Here is a 16930-nt window from a genome sequence, read left to right as displayed (position 1 = left end):
TATTGAAGCCAATTGTTTTATTTTGTTTATTATGTTTTTCTAATTTGTTTGCGCAATCCAAGGCTACAATAGTTGGGAATGTGAAATCTTTTGAAAACGAAAACTTAATAGGAGTACGTATTTCTTTTGATATAAACAATCAGCATTACTATTCCATAAGTGACACTTTGGGTTGCTTTACTGAAGAACTTCCATCAGGATTAGTTAAAATTGCAGTTAATCATTTTGGTTACCTTGAAAAAATTTTAAGTTTTGATTTAAAAAAAGACACAATAATTTCTATTATATTAGAAAAGGATGTTTCGTTTTTAAAAGAAGTTGTAATATCTAATAATAAGAAAAATGGAATTACAAATCTATCTGGCGGTAAATTATCTTTTAGTTTAAAAGAATTAGCTTCAGTTCCAACAGTTCTAGGAACTTCAGATATAATCAAAATTTTGCAGCTTACACCAGGAGTGCAAAACTCTGGGGATGCAAATGGTTATTTGTATGTAAGAGGAGGTGATCCTGGACATAACTCAATATTATATGATGGAACACCAATTTATGGAATGTCACATCTGCTGGGTGTTTTTCCTTTTTATAATACGGATCATATACAGGAAGTTGAATTTGATAAATCAAGCTCAAATGCTAAATATGGAGGGCGTTTAAGTTCAACAACTTTATTAATTCCTAATAAAAAAATCCCTTCACAATTTACAATTCAAGGAAACATTGGTTTACTGGCTTCTCAGGCTACTTTGAGCATTCCGATCAGCGGGAAATCTGGGATTACTATATCTGGAAGAAAAACATATATTGATGAGATTATTGCTCCAATATTAAAATCTGGATCAAAAAACAATGATGTCCAAGATATGAAATATGGATTCTTGGATGGTAATTTAACTTTTGTCACAGAAATTTCTAAAAATAGCCTGTTAACTGTTTCGGCTTTTTCAAGTGCTGATAAATTACAAATAAAAGACACCAATTTAGCCTTACATACCAGTTTGAAATGGAGTAATTTAAATATATCTCCTACTTTATTTACTAAGTTGTCTTCTAAAACAAGTATGTCGAATGCTATTTATTATACGCGATATACAAATGAGTTGAATATGGAGCAATCAACCATTCAAATGGGTGTTTCCTCATTTGTTGAAGATTTCGGATTTGCAAATTCAATTAATTATTTGGTTAAAGAAACTCCTTTCGAGTCGGGTTTGCAATATGTTTATCATAATTTGCAACCACAAAGAATCCAAATTGAAAATTTAAGCACTACCAATAATACAGAACAAAACAATTTAATTAAAGCTAACGAATTTGCTGTTTTTACAACTGCAAAACCAAAATTGCTTGATAATTTAATGGCAGAATTAGGTTTAAGGATTAACTATTATAATTCAGGGGCAAAATCATATTTGCATTTTCAACCTCGTGTTGTTCTGAATTATTATAGGAATAGGAATCTTTCGTTTTATGCGTCTTATAATAGACAAAATCAGTATTTAAATTTAATAACGACTTCAAGTGTAGGGATTCCTACTGATTTTTGGATTGCAAGCTCAGATGGTATTCCCGCGCAATCCTCTAATGAATTTGCTTTAGGCTCAAATCAAACGATCTCTAAAAGCATTACATCTTCATTTGGCACATTTTATCGTTCAATGAATCATTTACTGGAATATCCTTACGGAGTCACACAGTTTAATGAAATTTCCACATTGAAAAATGATTTGTTGGAAGGGAAGGGAAAAGCATACGGATTAGAAATGATGCTGAAAAAAAATAAGGGTAAGTTTAAAGGATGGCTAAGTTACACTTTGAGTTGGTCTGACAGAAATTTTGAAAAGCTCAATAGTGGAAATACTTATTATGCTAAATACGATAGGCGCCATAATTTGTCATTGGTTGGAACGTATGATTTAAATTCAAAATGGAATTTGGGTGTCACTCAGATTTTTAGTTCAGGAAATCGTTTTACAATGCCTACATCTTGGTATTTTATAAATAACAATCCGGTCAAAGAATATTCGGAGTATAACAATGCTCAAATGCCAAACTATATTCGAACAGATCTTTCTTTCAATTATTTTTTTATAAAAAACGCTAAAAAAGAAAGTGCGCTGAATTTTTCTGTTTACAATACTTTCAATATCGAAAACCCTATTTATGTTGTTTTGAATGTGGTTGTCAATGAAAATAAAGATAGTGTAGTTGTCAAGCCTGAAAAAAAGGTTTTGTATAGAATACTTCCTTCCGTAAGTTGGAGATTTAAATTTTAGATGATGAAAAAGTATAGTTTATTTCTTTTGATGATTATTGCGTGTAGTTGTAACAATGACAGTTTTAGTGATGGAATTAAGTTGGAATCAAAATTAGCGGTAGAAGGCTGGATTGAAGAAGGAGATGTTCCGCAGGTAATATTATCCAGTACGATACCGATAAATGATGTTGTTGATTCTACAAATGTTTTGGATCACGTAATACGTTCGGCAAAAATAACGGTTTCTGATGGAGAAATGGTAGAAGTTTTACGTGTTAAAAATGATGATAATCGAGTTCCGCCGTTTGTGTATTTTGGAAAAGAAATAATTGGGAAATCGGGGAAGACTTATACCTTGAAAATTGAGTATTTAAATAGAGTAGTAGTAGCCACTACAAGCATTCCTAATACAGTAGCGATTGCAACGGCAGAGTATGTGAAAAAGGATGTCACGGATACTACCGGATACGTTTTTATAAAATTCGATGATCCTATAAACGAAAAGAATTATTATCAGGTTGCTACAAGGATAGATGAGCAAGAACCTATTTTTGTTCCTGCTTTTTATGGTAATCTGGATGATGAGAAATTTAAATCTCACTCCATTTCAATGCAGGTAAATAGAGGCGTATTACTCTTTCCTAAAACTAAATTCAAACCCTATTTTACCGACGGTGATTTAATTTTTGTAAAATTAAGAACTATGAATAAAGAAGTATTCGATTTCTGGAATAGTTGGCAGAATGAAATTGTAAATAGCAGAAATCCTATTTATCCATCTAACACAAGTCTGAAGTCAAATATAAAAGGCGGGGTTGGTATTTGGGCTGGCTACGGTCAAAACACAATAGTAGTTAGAACGCCTCCAAAAAAATAAAGCCAATCTAGGAATATCCCAGATTGGCTTTAGATTTATTATTAAAAAATAGTTCTATCTTTCAAAAGCTTTCAAGAAATTCTCGAATTTTGTTTCAAGATCATCAAATCCTGTTGAAAAATAGGAGCTCATAGTAACTTCAGTACTGTCGTTAAATTTTAGGTAAAGTACTTCGTCGTATTCTTGGATGATTGTTCCCTTACTATTAGAATCCCAAGACCAATAACCACCATTTGCAGAGTTCCATACATAATAATAGATACTACTATATCCTTTTTCAGACCTTTGAATTACATCAGCGATTTTGGTACCATCTTTTTTAGAGACTAAGATTAATTTTGTATTTTTATTATGTGAATTAACTTCTGCTTCAGATTTTGCTCTGTAGTATTCGTTTATTTTTGAGTAATATGTGCTAGTGTTATAATTAGGCTCAAGTAAACTTTTCTCCAAAGCTTCTTCATCTTTAGCTTGTCCTGCAATATCCATATCTGCTACAATGATAAAGTTATCCATGATTTGAACTAAACCATTTGCTTTGCCTTGGTATTGAGTAAGCGCATCATCTTCTATTAAAGCATCAATATCAGCAGTGCTTCCAGAAGTAAATGAAACTAAATTTTTCCCGTTATAAGTGAATGAAGACTTAGCAGTGTTTTGAGCTGCTTTCTTACTCCCGCTGATTTCATAAGTATAACCATCATTTAAAACCATTTTGAAGCTAGATTCATCTGGAGTTTCTACAGTACCGGTATATTTTGCAGTTGTTGCAAAACTAGCTGCTTGTGCATTATCAATAGTTAAAATTGCATCTACAGTGTTAGGCAAGAAAATTTGATCAAGATCAAATCCTACTTTTATGTTTGAAGAAGTGCTTTTAGAAGATAATGATGCGTTGTTTGCAGTTTGAGTTGCTTTTGCAGGGAAAACAAATTTTAATTCAGTAGTTGAAGTTGTTTTAACCCAGATTTTTGTTGAATTATTCCAAGTGTAAATACCGTACACGCCAGAAACATTAAGAATTTCAGCTATGTCATTATCATTTTTACCATCAAAAATATCAACAGAACTGATGCTTAATAAATCACCTAAATTTTGAATGGCTTCAATAGCACCAGATGTTTTGGATTTGTCCATTTGAACTAACATCACATTGGCTTCTGCCTCTAACTTTATTTTTTGTTCTGCTGGAGTTAATTTTGAATAAGGCTGTTTAATAATGTTTGCAATTTGCTCCGTTAGACTCCCTTCAGGAGCATTAACAGGTTCGTCACTGCTGCAAGAGACGGTAAGTTGTGAAATAATTACTGAAAACAAGAAGATTTTTTTAATCATCGTAAAAGATTTAAGTTAGGGATGTATTTAATCAATTTTTTTGATTGATATTGTTACGTTTAGATTTTGTTTTTTTTAACAAGAAAAAATCTAAATATTTGCCCAAAATTAGTGTTATTTAATGATCTCACAATACCCACTTTTAGTGATATTCATTCACAACCTAACATTAGAATATTCGTTGGATGAGATTAGTTTATTTATCTTTGTAAGATTTCTTAGAAATAAATACTTAATACCTAAAAAATGCTTTATTCAAAAATAGAAGGATCAGGTCAACCACTTTTAATACTTCACGGATTCTTGGGAATGTCAGATAATTGGAAAACACTCGGAACACAATTTTCGGCTGATTTTCAAGTTCATATGCTGGATTTACGCAACCACGGCCGAAGCTTACATTCCGAAGAATTCAGTTATGAAGTGATGGTTCAAGATGTCTTCGAGTATTGTCAAGCTCATAATTTAGAAAACATCAATATCATCGGGCATTCCATGGGCGGAAAAGTAGCCATGCTTTTGGCAACGAAACATCCGGAATTAGTTGATAAATTAATTGTGGCTGATATTGGACCAAAATTTTATCCGCAACACCATCAGGATATTCTGGCGGGATTGAATGCCGTTGATTTTTCAATAAAACCAACCCGAAATGAAGTCGAAGCAATCATGTCTCAATATATTCCTGATTTTGGAACCAGACAATTCTTAATGAAAAATTTGTTTTGGCAAGAGCCGGGACAATTGGCTTTCCGATTTAATCTGGAAGTTTTTAACAGAAAAATGGATGAAATAGGAATTCCGTTACCTGAAGGATTCATTTTCGAGAAACCAACGTTGTTCATTCGAGGCGGAAATTCCAGATATATTTTGGACAGCGATTTCGAAAACATAAAACAGCATTTCCCTGATTCAAGCATCGAAACGATTGCTAATGTAGGGCATTGGCTTCATGCCGAAAACCCGGCTGAATTTTATCAAAAAGTAAGTTCTTTTTTGAAATAAACGCAATAATTTTAAATTTTCACTATATTTATTAAAACTTTAAAACAAAAATTCATGAATTTACTGATCAAAATCCTTATTACTTCTGGTTTAGTATTGCTAATTGCGAACTTTATGCCGGGTGTTCATGTAGCGGGATTTACTACGGCATTAATCGTTGCAATAGTTCTTGGTTTACTTAACATATTCATCAAACCCATATTGGTAATACTTACATTGCCGGTTACTATTATTACTTTAGGATTGTTTTTATTGGTAATTAATGCACTGATGATTTTGTTATGTACAAAAATTGTTGGCGGATTTAGTGTCGATACGTTTTGGACGGCCTTGTTTTTTAGTATCATATTGTCAGTATTACAGTCCATAATGAATGGAATATTAGGGGATGGAAAATAAGAATTTGTTTTTAACACGTATTTGTGAATGAATTAATTTACAGTATTTGTTAATTTTATACCTTTGCCATCTATATAAGATAAACAATGTCTAAAAAGTTTTACATAGTGTTATTAGTTGTGCTTGGTTTCTTTATGACACCAAGCGCGGCTTTTGCATGTGGAACAAAAACGGAGAAGGCATGTTGCAAAAAAGAATCTTCTTCTAAAAAGGAGAAAAAAGAATGTTGTAAAAAAGAACAGTCTTCAAAAGAGAAATCTCATGAAGGTTGTAATGGAGCTTGTAAGGATGTTTCTTGCAATAGCTCAACTGTTTACTTGGGTTTGACTTCATTGTTTTATCCCGAATTGAATAATCAACTCTTCAGTTTTTCTACTGAAAAACAAAATTACTATTACTCAGAAATCTTCATTTCTTCCGATTTTCGTTCTATTTGGCTTCCACCTAAAATAAGCTAAATTCCTTTATGACAGCCAAAAGACTGTCCAATTCAAAGCATTTATGCTTTACAATCATTAAATTTTAGTCGAATACAATTTGAAATGTAGCGAAACAGGCTATTGTTTTCAATATTTTTTGCGACTAATTCACCTCAAAATTATTATACAATGAACTCAATAAAAAAAATATTGATGGCAATAACTCTATTGCTTTCAGTCACAATTGCAAGCGCGCAAATTAAAAATGCTAAAACAGAAACGGTAAAAATATACGGAAACTGTGAGATGTGTAAAACGACTATTGAAACTGCCGGAAATCTTAAAAAAGTAGCCAAAGTCGAGTGGAATAAAGACACCAAAATGGCAATACTTACGTATGATTCCACTAAAACCAGTCAGGACGAAATCTTGAAACGCATTGCTTTAGCAGGTTACGACAGCGATAAATTTCTTGCTCCGGATGATGTTTACGAGAAATTACATGGGTGTTGTCAATATGAAAGAGAAGCAAAAGTAGCCGTTTCAACTGAAATGAAATCGGAAACCATTGCTGCAGAAAATCATGCAAACCACGCCAATCACTCTGATAATGCGGTTGTAAAACAACAAGTGGATACTAAATTAAAAGCTGTTTTTGATGCCTATTTTCTTTTGAAAGATGCTTTGGTAAAAACAGACGGAAAAGCAGCTTCAACACTAGCAAAAGACGTTTTAACAGCATTAAATGCAGTAAAAATGGAGGAGCTTGCTATGGATGTTCACATCGTTTGGATGAAAGAAATGAACGGTTTAATGGCTAGTGCCAAGAATATTTCGGAAACTCAAGACATCAAACGTCAAAGAGAATTTTTCATTCCTTTTTCAAAATCCATGTATAAATTGATAAAAGTGGCTAAATACGAGACTCCGGTTTATCTTCAGTTTTGTCCTATGGCAAATGGCGGTAAAGGCGCAAACTGGTTGAGCAAAGAGAATGCGGTTAAAAATCCATATTACGGTTCTCAAATGATGACTTGCGGAAAAACGGTCGAAACGATTCAATAATTGTTTAAAAGGAATATAAAATGAAAAAAATAATTCTGTTATTCAGTTTAATAATCAGCATTTCAAGCGCAACAGCACAAATGAAAATTGGAGATAGTTTACCGGATTTTCAACTTAAAAATAATAAAGAGGCAACAATAAATTTGGCTTCTCTGAAAGGGAAAACAGTCCTAATTGATTTTTGGGCTTCTTGGTGTGCGCCTTGTAGACTGGCTAATAAAAAGCTGGCTTCTTTATACAATCAGTATAAAAATGACAACTTCGAAATCGTTGGGATATCGCTGGATACGGATAAAACGAAATGGATGAATGCCATTCAAAAAGATAAATTAGCGTATGAGCAATTAATCGATTCTAAAGGTTTTGATGCTAAATCCGCAATTTTGTTTGGCGTAGAAGAATTACCCAATTCGTATCTATTTGATGCATCAGGAAAATTAGTTGCCATAAATCCAACGGAGGAAAAAATAATAGTACAAATAAAAAAATAAAGCAAAATGAAAAATATAAATTTAAAATTCATTGGTATCGCTTGTTTCGTTTTAATGACAAGCATACAATCCTATTCTCAAATCTCAAAAGCAGAGATAATTGCGACAGGTTTAACCTGTTCGATGTGTTCCAATGCGATAAACAAGCAACTGAAAGCAACCGTTGGTGTGGATAGCGTGAGTACTGATTTGAATACGAATACATTCACGGTTTATTTCAAAAAAGAGAGTAAAATAAAGCCAAGAGTACTGAAAGAAGGTGTTGAAAAAGCAGGTTTCTTTATCGGTTCGTTAGTAATTACTGTACCTACAGAGAACTTAAAAATTGAAGAGGATAAAACCATTTCATTAAACGGATCCACTTTTGTTTTATTGAATGAAGAAATTAAAAAAAATAATGGAGAAACAAAATTGAAAATTTATGACAAAGGATATGTAACTCAAAAAGAGCATAAAAAACTGCTTAAAACGTTTTCAAAAACTGCGTCATATCCAGTAGAGAATGAAGACGATTACCATATCAAAACTGTAATTTAATGAAAAAATTTTTAATCGTATTTGCGTTTTTTCTTATTCAAGGAATAAGAGCTCAAGAACTTTTTGTAGTCACTGATCCGGCAAGTAATGTTCCTGCGGGTTCATTAGGCATTCGTCTGGGACAATCCATTTTTAAGGAACAAATGAAATCAGGGTATAGTTATCATTTAATGCCCGAAGTTACTTGGGGTATCAATAAAAACTTGATGGTTAGAACCTCCGTATTTGTAAGCAATAGAGACAATCAGTTGGTTACTGAAGGAGCTGGTTTTTATACTAAATATCGTTTCCTTTCCACGGATGATTTACACAGTCATTTTCGTATGGCAGCATTTGGAAGATATAGTTTTAATAATGCGGATATTCATCAGGAACAAATAGAAATTATGGGACACAATACTGGTTTTGAAACTGGAATTGTAGCTACGCAGCTTATAAAAAAACTGGCCATAAGTGCTTCTGTTAGTTTTGAAAAAGCGTTTGATAATAAGCCGGATTACAATTATCCGGCAGCACAAAGTGATAACGCTACCAATTATACATTATCGCTTGGAAGATTGATGTATCCAAAAAAATACACTAATTTTAAACAAACAAATATCAATACAATGGTCGAGTTTGTTGGACAAACATTAAACGAAAACGGGAAATCGTATTTAGACATTGTACCGTCAATTCAATTTATTATAAACAGCCAAGCGCGTATTGATATTGCTTACAGACAAGAATTATACAGTTCTATGCTGCGTTCTGCGCCAAATGGATTTTATCTGAATTTAGAATATAATTTTTTCAATGTTTCAAAATGAAATAAAGGATAATCAGTGCCAAATGGGTTTTCAAAAAAGGCAGTCGTCAAAAAGGGCGTAATTAGTCACAACAATTAATAAATTTTTTAAATGAAAAATACAATCCTATCAATAGTCACATTCGCATTAGTGTTAGTTTCTTGTAACCAGAAAAATAAAGAATCGGAAGTTAGTAATCCTGAAACAACCGAAACTTCTTCGGAATTGTATGCGTGTCCGATGCATCCTGAGGTTACAGGTAAAAAAGGAGCAGAATGTCCGGAATGTGGTATGGAATTAACGGAGAAAGTGACGCAAATGCCAAAAACGGAAAAAAATGATCCGATTGCTACAGCTGTTAAAACAGAAAATACTGCTGTGACCACTAAAACAATTGCTGAATCTTCGTTTACAATTAATGAAATAGTAAGCAGCTATTTAAAGCTTAAAAATGCATTGGTGAAAGATGATTCTAAAGGGGCTGCCAATGCTGGAAAAGCATTATATGCTACTTTTAACAAAGTGAATTCTAATACCATTTTAGATAAAAAACTGAAAAATAAATACAATGATATTGTTGCTGAAGCAAAGGAGCATGTGAAACATATTGGTGATAACGCAGGAAAAATGGATCACCAAAGAGAATATTTTGCCCTGTTGAGCAAAGATATGAATGATTTAATAAAAACTTTTGGAACAGATCAAAAGCTATATCAAGCGTATTGTCCAATGTATAATGAAGGGAAAAACGGTTATTGGATAAGCGAAACCAAAGAAATTAGAAATCCGTATTTCGGTTCTGAGATGTTGAATTGCGGTAGAATTGTAGAAAATGTAAAATAAGATTTTGAAATTACATATAAAAAATATGGTTTGCAACCGATGTATAATGGTAGTGAAGTCTGAACTGGAAAAGTTTGGGCTTCATGCTATTTCGGTTGAATTAGGTGAAGTGGAAATTCTCGAAGACTTGAATAAAGGAAAAGAGCAGGAGCTTAATGAGAAATTAGTAGCCTTAGGTTTTGAAATCATCGATGATAAAAAAAGCCGAGTAGTAGAAAAGGTAAAAAACCTGATTGTAGAATTAGTGCATTTCAAAGACAATCGTTTTAAAACTAATTTGTCAGATTATATAGTAGCAGCCATTGGGCAAGATTACAGCTATATCAGTAATCTGTTTTCGTTGCAAGAAATCACTACTATTGAGCAATATTATATCCTTCAAAAAATTGAAAGAGTCAAAGAATTAATTGTTTATGACGAATTAAGTTTGAATGAAATTGCCTTTCAACTCAATTATAGCAGTGCATCACACTTAAGTAAACAATTTAAAAAAGTAACAGGTTTGACACCTACTTTTTTCAAAAACTTGAAAGAACAGAAACGACATCCTCTCGATAATCTATAAAAGATACAAAAGAGAACCAGAATTGTATAAGAGTTAAAGTTGTATTTAGGAGGAACTTTGTATAAATAATTTAATATACAATATCATGACACATACATATAACATTACAGGAATGAGTTGTGACGGTTGCCGTTCCAAAGTCGAAAAAACATTGAATGCTATAGATGGGATTCAAGCGACAATTACTTTGGATCCGCCAATGGCAACAATAACAATGGATAAACACATTCCTACAACTCAACTACAAGAGGCTTTAACTGCCGCCGGAAACTATACAATTGCAATGAATAATGGGGTTGATTCTCATGGAACGACTGAGAAGCCCATAGAGAAATCATGTTGCAGTTCCAATAAATCACAAGAGAAACCAATAGTAGTTTTACCCAGTAATGCGCAAGGCAAATATTATTGTCCGATGCATTGTGAGGGCGAAAAAGTCTATGATAAACCGGGAAGTTGCCCGGTGTGCGGAATGAATCTGGAAAAAGTTCCAGAATTGAGTTTGGCAAAAACAATGTACACCTGTCCCATGCATCCCGAAGTAATCAAAGACGGTCCCGGTTCTTGTCCGATTTGCGGAATGGATTTAGTGCCAATGGAACCCACCGATACAGAAGAAAATAAGGTGTATAATGACTTGGTGCGCAAAATGAAAATAGCGGTAGTTTGTACGGTTCCTATTTTTATTATTGCCATGTCAGATATGATTCCGAATAATCCATTAATGAAAATTATGGATGCGGAAAAGTGGAACTGGGTGCAATTAATACTCTCACTTCCAGTTGTTTTTTATGCGTGTTGGATGTTTTTTGTTCGTGCTTGGAAGTCGATTGTAACATGGAATCTTAATATGTTTACGTTGATTGGAATTGGTACGGGAGTGGCGTTTTTATTTAGTTTAGTTGGGATGTTTTTTCCAGCTGTTTTTCCGGACGAATTTAAAACTCATAACGGAACGGTTTCACTCTATTTTGAAGCAACAACTGTCATACTAACATTGGTTTTATTGGGCCAATTACTAGAGGCCAGAGCACACAGCCAAACGAGTGGAGCGATAAAAGAACTCTTGAAATTAGCACCAACCGAAGCCACTTTGGTTATCGATGGAGTTGATAAAGTAATCTCGATTCACGACATCAAAAAAGGAGATTTATTGCGAGTAAAGCCAGGGGATAAAATCCCGGTTGATGGAAAAATAACCAATGGAGAAAGTACTATTGATGAAGCAATGATTTCAGGAGAACCTATTCCTGTTGATAAAAAAATTGATGATGGGGTTATAGCAGGAACTATAAACGGTAATAAATCTTTTGTAATGATTGCCGAAAAAGTAGGTTCGGAAACCTTGCTTTCGCAAATTATACAAATGGTCAATACTGCCAGCCGTTCTAAAGCACCAATCCAAAAATTAGCGGATAGAATCGCTAAATATTTTGTGCCGATTGTGGTCTTTGTTTCGGTATTGACTTTTGTAATTTGGGCACAATTTGGTCCTGAACCCGCTATGGTTTATGGGTTTATCAATGCCATTGCGGTATTGATTATTGCGTGTCCGTGCGCTTTGGGATTAGCCACGCCCATGTCAGTGATGGTTGGTGTTGGGAAAGGCGCGCAATCTGGTGTTTTGATAAAAAATGCCGAAGCACTGGAAAATATGAACAAAGTTAATGTTCTAATTACCGATAAAACAGGAACAATTACCGAAGGAAAACCTTCTGTTGAGAAAATTTATTCCTTGAATAATCAAGAAGACGTTTTATTGCAAAGTATTGCTTCCTTAAATCAGTACAGCGAACATCCTTTGGCGCAAGCCGTAGTCAATTTTGCGAAAGCGAAAGGAATTTCATTAATCGAAGTCAAGGATTTTGAAGCGATTTCCGGTAAAGGAGTAATTGGAACGGTAACCAATAAAAAAGTGGCTCTTGGGAATAAAAAATTAATGGAACAAGTTGGAGCCACAGTTTCGGGGGAACTTGAAAACAAAATCATAGCAGAACAAAAACAGGGAAAAACCGTTTCTTATATTTCAGTTGACGGAATTGCGGTGGGATTTGTGTCAATCACTGATGCTATAAAAGCAACAAGTATCGAAGCCATAAAAGAATTAATGCGTCAAGGAGTTGAAGTAATCATGCTTACCGGAGATAATGAAAACACGGCAAAAGCAGTGGCGACACAATTGAATTTAAGTTCGTTTAAAGCGAGTTGTTTACCCGAAGACAAACTCAAGGAAATTAAACGATTGCAATCCGAAGGGAAAATTGTAGCAATGGCAGGTGACGGAATCAACGATGCTCCGGCTTTGGCGCAAGCCGATATAGGAATTGCAATGGGAACCGGAACGGATGTGGCTATTGAAAGTGCTAAAATAACGTTGGTAAAAGGCGATTTACAAGGCATTGTCAAAGCCAAAAACTTAAGTCATGCCGTGATGCGAAATATCAAGCAAAATTTATTCTTTGCCTTTTTCTATAATGTGTTGGGAATTCCAATTGCAGCGGGCGTTTTGTATCCGTTTTTTGGAGTTTTGCTTTCGCCAATGATTGCGGCTTTGGCCATGAGTTTCAGCTCAGTTTCCGTAATTGCAAATGCCTTACGTTTGAGAAATTTAAAATTATAAAATGAAAATAATAAACAATATAGACAAATTAGGAACAGTGGGTCTCTTTACGACAGCACTATTTTCACCTTGCTGTTTTCCGCTTTTTGCATTTGGAGCATCAACACTTGGATTAGGCAGTTTTGAATTGTTTGGCGGTTGGACAATGTGGGTATTTCTCTTCATGGTTTTAATTTCAATTATAGGTTTAATTATTTCTTATCAAAAGCATCGGAATGTTTTTCCGCTATTAATTGCCATACCATCGGTTGTATTAATTTATTACGAATACTATTTTAACAGCAATGCTTATTTTATTTATATAGGGATGTTTGGTTTGTTATTAGCAACTGGAATTAATTATTACAGAAATAAATTGTACGGTACTTGTAATACTTGTGTAATCTATAACGGGAAGTCAGTAGAACTAAAGTCAACTTTAGCCTGTCCAAATTGTGGACATAAAAAAGATGAAATAATGCCTACCGATGCTTGTCAATTCTTTTACGAATGCGAGAATTGTAAGACTGTATTAAAACCTAAACGGGGAGATTGTTGCGTTTATTGTAGTTATGGAACTGTAAAATGTCCGCCAATTCAGGCAGGAGATAAATGCTGTTAAAAGTCACAAAAGAAATTAAAGATGAAAAGATACTCCATAATTATAATCTTGCTTTTTGCATTACAGGCTAAGGCTCAAAAAGTGGTTCGGTATGATTTATATGTTCGGGATACGATAGTCACTTTTGGCGATACCCCTAAAAGAGCGATTGCGGTAAACGGACAAATTCCGATGCCAACACTCACCTTTACCGAAGGCGATATTGCCGAAATTTATGTGCATAATGAGTTGGATGAAGATACTTCGTTGCATTGGCACGGATTGTTTTTGCCCAATAAAGAAGATGGCGTGCCTAATCTGACTCAAATGCCCATCAAACCACATACCACGCATAAATATACGTTCCCAATTATTCAGCACGGAACGCATTGGTATCACAGTCATACGGGGTTGCAGGAGCAAATTGGGATGTATGGTTCCTTTATTATGAATAAAAAAACTGATGATCCAACGTTTAGAAAAGGAATTGATGATTTGCCAACGATTCCAATTATTCTGAGCGAATGGACGGATCTGAACCCGAATAATGTGCATCGAATGTTACACAATGCGACGGACTGGTTTGCGATTCAAAAAGGAACCACTCAAAGTTATGCTGAAGCCATAAAAGCGGGACATTTCAAGACAAAAGTCACCAACGAATGGAAACGAATGAACGCCATGGACGTAAGTGATGTGTATTACAATAAATTTCTGATCAATGGGAAAAATGAATTGACAATTCCAAATTCAATGGCAACACCTTTTAAGGCGTTGGATAAAGTTCGATTGCGGATTTCCAATGGTGGTGCTTCTACCTATTTTTGGTTGAACTATGCCGGAGGAAAAATTACAGTAGTTGCTAGTGATGGCAACGATGTGGAACCTGTTGAAGTCGATCGATTAATCGTTGCTGTTTCTGAAACGTATGATGTTGTCGTAACCATTCCAGCGGATAAAACGGCGTATGAGTTTTTAGTTACTTCGGAGGACAGGACGAAATCTGCTTCGTTGTATTTAGGAGATGGCATCAAGCAATTGATTTCGCCTTTGCCTAAATTAAAGTATTTTGAGGGCATGAAGATGATGAACGGCATGATGAAAATGAATGGTGATTTAGATGATATGGGCATGCAAATGTCACTGAATCAAATGGACATGAATGTGGTGATGTATCCTGAAATTACAGGAAAGAGTCAAAAGGCGAAAGTCAAAAGTCAAAAGGAAGAGGAACATGCCAATCATAATCAGTATGACTCTAACGAACTTTCGGATATTACTACGTTGAACTATGCGATGCTGAAATCACCCACTAAAACAACGCTTCCAAAAGACGCACCCGTAAAAGAATTGCGGTTTGAATTGTCAGGAAATATGAATCGGTATGTTTGGAGTCTGGACAATAAAGTGGTTTCTGAAGCTGATAAAATTCTAATAAAAAAAGGCGAAAACGTCCGAATTGTACTCTTCAACGGTTCGATGATGCGCCATCCCATGCATTTGCACGGACACGATTTTAGAGTGCTCAACGGAAAAGAAGAATACGCGCCGCTGAAAAACATCATCGATATTATGCCGATGGAAACCGATACGATTGAGTTTAATGCGAATGTTAAAGGCGATTGGTTTTTTCATTGTCACATTCTCTATCACATGATGGCTGGAATGGGACGGGTTTTTAGTTATGAAAATCAAGAGCCAAATCCTTTGATTCCAAATCCAAAATTAGCCCAACGCAAATTATTCTCGGATGACAGAGCCTTTCATGTGATGGCTGAAAATGATTTTGCCACCAATGGAAATGACGGAATGGTGATGCTAGGAAATACGCGTTGGAGCATTGGTGCCGAATGGCGTTTGGGGTACAACGATCATCATGGTTATGAAACCGAAACGCATGTTGGGCGATACATCGGAAAAATGCAATGGCTGATGCCGTTCATCGGTTTTGACTGGCGGTATCGAAAAATGGAAATGGGAGCAATGGAAGAGAATCTTTTTGGTCAAACCAATACCAAAGACAATCGCGCTGTTTTCAGTGCCGGAGTCGAATATACTTTGCCCATGCTCATCAAAGCTCAAGCCGAAGTATTTACCGACGGAAATTTCAGATTGCAATTTGAACGCATGGATATTCCGGTTTCCAAAAGATTGCGCATGAATTTAATGTGGAACACGGACAAAGAATACATGGCGGGTTTGCGGTATATTGTCAAGAGAAATTTCGGAATTACCACGCATTATGACAGTGATATGGGAATGGGTTTTGGAGTGAGTTTGAATTATTAGTTGATTCTAAAAACTCAGCTTGTATAAAAAAAGCAAATTTATTTTTGGTAGGTATTAATTCTGAATTGATTACAATTTGTAAGTTCAATACAGACTGTTTTTATTTGAAGGTTTTTGATTTTGGCTTTGTGCATCTCAAAAATAGTGCTATTTTTGCACCCGCAATACAAAACAGGGCCCGTTCGTCTATCGGTTAGGACGCATGGTTTTCATCCATGTAAGAGCGGTTCGATTCCGCTACGGGCTACAATTCATAAACAGAAAACTTAAAAAGCCTCGAAAATTATTTTTCGAGGCTTTTTTTAATACTGGATTTGGCTGTTCTTTTTGAGAATTTTATGAATTAATAGAATACTTCAGCTTTCAGAAATATAGATTAGTATCATGAAATCATTGTGCGCTATTCAAGATCGCCTCCGCTAGCGCGAGCGCAATGTCATTAAGTTAAGGATTTATCTCGCTGATTTTTAGGTTATTATGTGTTTTATTTGTAAAATTTTTCATATATTTATATGATAATCAATCATTTATAACTTTGAAAAAAAACAGCTATTTTTATCTTCAAAAAGATACAAACACAATTATTTAGTGAAGAATTGAAAAATGAATATAAAGTTTCAGAAAAACACTTTACACGAAATAGAAAACAGAATTTTCCTTTTATCTTACTATTTATGTTAAACTTCCTTAGAAAAAGCCTCACGATGGAAATAGATAACTTCATAAGTTTTCTAAAACCCAACATTGGTAGTAAGTTTACAAAGAGCGCATTTGTTCAAGCTCGAATGAAGGTAAGACCAGAAGTCTTTAAAAAACTCTCCCAAACATTAATAGATGAATTTTACACTGATAATGATAAA

15 protein-coding genes, 1 tRNA gene and 1 pseudogene are annotated in these 16930 nt (G+C 34.4%); 16 read left to right on the top strand and 1 reads right to left on the bottom strand.

The genetic code is table 11. The annotated features are described in order from the left end of the window. The first annotated feature begins 2 nt into the window (after positions 1 to 2). Together ACNQGX_RS03020 and ACNQGX_RS03015 are read left to right on the top strand one after the other, a co-directional pair. On the top strand, positions 3 to 2276 hold the full coding sequence (locus ACNQGX_RS03020; protein WP_417973893.1) for a TonB-dependent receptor plug domain-containing protein: 2274 nt from the start codon (positions 3 to 5) through the stop codon (positions 2274 to 2276). A gap of 3 nt (positions 2277 to 2279) precedes the next feature. Beyond that, positions 2280 to 3134 (top strand): DUF4249 domain-containing protein, encoded by an 855-nt coding sequence (locus tag ACNQGX_RS03015; RefSeq protein ID WP_417973891.1) that lies wholly within the window; start codon positions 2280 to 2282, stop codon positions 3132 to 3134. A gap of 54 nt (positions 3135 to 3188) precedes the next feature. Here ACNQGX_RS03015 and ACNQGX_RS03010 read toward each other — a convergent pair whose 3' ends face one another. Next, positions 3189 to 4469, bottom strand: coding sequence for a hypothetical protein (locus tag ACNQGX_RS03010; protein WP_417973889.1), 1281 nt, complete (start codon positions 4467 to 4469; stop codon positions 3189 to 3191). 246 nt (positions 4470 to 4715) lie between these two features. Here ACNQGX_RS03010 and ACNQGX_RS03005 point away from each other — a divergent pair, with 246 nt between their 5' ends. The 14 genes and pseudogenes from ACNQGX_RS03005 to ACNQGX_RS02940 all read left to right on the top strand — a co-directional run bounded on the left by ACNQGX_RS03005 (position 4716) and on the right by ACNQGX_RS02940 (position 16317). Continuing rightward, positions 4716 to 5474, top strand: coding sequence for an alpha/beta fold hydrolase (locus ACNQGX_RS03005; RefSeq protein WP_417973887.1), 759 nt, complete (start codon positions 4716 to 4718; stop codon positions 5472 to 5474). A gap of 54 nt (positions 5475 to 5528) precedes the next feature. Then, the gene (locus tag ACNQGX_RS03000; RefSeq protein ID WP_417973885.1) at positions 5529 to 5873 is read left to right on the top strand and encodes a phage holin family protein; all 345 of its coding nucleotides are present in this window, start codon (positions 5529 to 5531) and stop codon (positions 5871 to 5873) included. A gap of 107 nt (positions 5874 to 5980) precedes the next feature. Next, positions 5981 to 6331 carry a hypothetical protein gene (locus ACNQGX_RS02995; RefSeq protein ID WP_417973884.1) on the top strand — a complete coding sequence of 117 codons (351 nt, stop codon included), beginning with the start codon at positions 5981 to 5983 and terminating at the stop codon, positions 6329 to 6331. A gap of 150 nt (positions 6332 to 6481) precedes the next feature. Next, entirely contained in the window at positions 6482 to 7357 is an 876-nt protein-coding gene (locus tag ACNQGX_RS02990; protein ID WP_417973882.1) for a DUF3347 domain-containing protein, read from the top strand. A 20-nt stretch (positions 7358 to 7377) separates the two neighbouring features. Next, positions 7378 to 7848 carry a TlpA family protein disulfide reductase gene (locus tag ACNQGX_RS02985; protein WP_417973880.1) on the top strand — a complete coding sequence of 157 codons (471 nt, stop codon included), beginning with the start codon at positions 7378 to 7380 and terminating at the stop codon, positions 7846 to 7848. A gap of 6 nt (positions 7849 to 7854) precedes the next feature. Beyond that, positions 7855 to 8385 (top strand): heavy-metal-associated domain-containing protein, encoded by a 531-nt coding sequence (locus ACNQGX_RS02980; RefSeq protein ID WP_417973878.1) that lies wholly within the window; start codon positions 7855 to 7857, stop codon positions 8383 to 8385. After that, positions 8385 to 9194, top strand: coding sequence for a hypothetical protein (locus ACNQGX_RS02975; protein ID WP_417973876.1), 810 nt, complete (start codon positions 8385 to 8387; stop codon positions 9192 to 9194). Before ACNQGX_RS02980 ends, ACNQGX_RS02975 begins: the two co-directional genes overlap by 1 nt. A gap of 90 nt (positions 9195 to 9284) precedes the next feature. After that, positions 9285 to 10016 (top strand): DUF3347 domain-containing protein, encoded by a 732-nt coding sequence (locus ACNQGX_RS02970; RefSeq protein WP_417973874.1) that lies wholly within the window; start codon positions 9285 to 9287, stop codon positions 10014 to 10016. Between the two features lies 1 nt (position 10017). Then, complete coding sequence (locus ACNQGX_RS02965) at positions 10018 to 10581, top strand: helix-turn-helix domain-containing protein (RefSeq protein ID WP_470303502.1); 564 nt, start codon at positions 10018 to 10020, stop codon at positions 10579 to 10581. Positions 10582 to 10666: 85 nt separating this feature from the next. Continuing rightward, entirely contained in the window at positions 10667 to 13201 is a 2535-nt protein-coding gene (locus tag ACNQGX_RS02960) for a heavy metal translocating P-type ATPase (RefSeq protein ID WP_417973870.1), read from the top strand. A 1-nt stretch (position 13202) separates the two neighbouring features. Beyond that, a pseudogene (locus tag ACNQGX_RS02955) lies at positions 13203 to 13532 on the top strand (MerC family mercury resistance protein); the annotation flags it as partial. A 51-nt stretch (positions 13533 to 13583) separates the two neighbouring features. Further along, positions 13584 to 13802: a GDCCVxC domain-containing (seleno)protein gene (locus ACNQGX_RS02950; RefSeq protein ID WP_417974287.1), complete on the top strand. Its 219-nt coding sequence runs from the start codon at positions 13584 to 13586 to the stop codon at positions 13800 to 13802. Between the two features lie 21 nt (positions 13803 to 13823). Beyond that, positions 13824 to 16070 carry a multicopper oxidase domain-containing protein gene (locus tag ACNQGX_RS02945; RefSeq protein ID WP_417973868.1) on the top strand — a complete coding sequence of 749 codons (2247 nt, stop codon included), beginning with the start codon at positions 13824 to 13826 and terminating at the stop codon, positions 16068 to 16070. A 175-nt stretch (positions 16071 to 16245) separates the two neighbouring features. Continuing rightward, positions 16246 to 16317, top strand: a tRNA-Glu gene (locus ACNQGX_RS02940). Positions 16318 to 16930 lie beyond the last annotated feature (613 nt).

Source organism: Flavobacterium glycogeni, from assembly GCF_048286775.1.
Classification (GTDB): Bacteria; Bacteroidota; Bacteroidia; order Flavobacteriales; family Flavobacteriaceae; genus Flavobacterium.
This window is presented reverse-complemented; position numbering and strand designations above follow the sequence as displayed.